1 protein-coding gene is annotated in these 1,130 nt (G+C 32.2%); it reads right to left on the bottom strand.

Going from position 1 to position 1,130, the window contains the following annotated elements:
* Positions 1 to 58: 58 nt before the first annotated feature.
* Positions 59 to 958 carry a helix-turn-helix transcriptional regulator gene (locus tag HMPREF2877_RS05420; protein WP_070579027.1) on the bottom strand — a complete coding sequence of 300 codons (900 nt, stop codon included), beginning with the start codon at positions 956 to 958 and terminating at the stop codon, positions 59 to 61.
* Positions 959 to 1,130 lie beyond the last annotated feature (172 nt).

Below are 1,130 nucleotides of genomic sequence, written 5' to 3' on the forward strand. Positions count from 1 at the left end.
CGCTATTTTTAATGTTTTTTTCAAATAAAAAGTAGTGACATTTATGTCACCACCATTTCTATAAACCATCTGCCGCTTTCCCTGCTTTTATACTTTCTTCTAAAACCGAGTCTTCTAAAACGGAAGCAAACATTATGGCCTTATCGTAATTCTCTGCAGCCTTTTTCTTATTTCCCTTATGCAGAAGTTCATATTTAGCTTTGAGAACAAAAACACTAGGTTTATAGCTATAGAATTGTGATTTTTCTATAACGGCTAATGCTTTATCCACAACTGTTAAGAAGTCTGAAAAGGAATTGTGAAAAATCTTCAAAGCAGCGATAGCCATCAAATCATTAAATAAAACAATATTATAGACATCGTCTGTCCAAATTTCCTGATTTAATACTCTCTTTACAATCCTTTCAAAAAGTTTTTTGTCAAACTGTTTTCTTCCATAGAGATGGAAGAAATAATAGTCAATAACTAATAAATCGTTAGTTGAGAATTTCTTCTTCCTTTTGACTTGTTCAAACAAGTCTTCATATATTTCTTCAACCTTTGGGCTCTCCTCCCAATTAGTAAAACTCAAAATATTTTCCAAAATATCTAGAGTTAACAACTCTTCTTCTGGCAGAAGTTCAAAGAATTTCTCATAGACTTCCTCAATTAAGGCAAGTTTAGCCTTTATTCTTTCTGGATTTCTGTACGTTGGAAACTTAATCAAACGATTCTTCATCTCATAATATTCGTCAGGAATGGTAATATTGTCATGATCCAATAAATCGGCCATATTTTTTCCTAGACGTTTTGCGATGTAAGATAGTCTATCTAAAGACGGGAGAGATTCCCCTTTTTCAATGCGAATTAACTGGCGAACAGTCAACTCCGCACCATCTAAACATAGTACTTCACGTGACATCTGCTGACGTTCACGCTCAGTTTTGATTCTTAGTCCAATGCTGTCTTTTATGTTCAAGAGACTCTCCTTTATTCAAAAGTTTAAAAATATTATATCATAATTATAATACAATTAATATACAGTTAATATGATTTTAACAGAATAATAGTCAAAAAAAGCTATTTTTATACATTTTATATAAGAAGACCCTTCCTTTGCATCAAAAACTCTAAGCAGGCTTAGCCTGCTA

This window comes from Streptococcus sp. HMSC072D03, assembly GCF_001812855.1.
Classification (GTDB): Bacteria; Bacillota; Bacilli; order Lactobacillales; family Streptococcaceae; genus Streptococcus; species Streptococcus salivarius_D.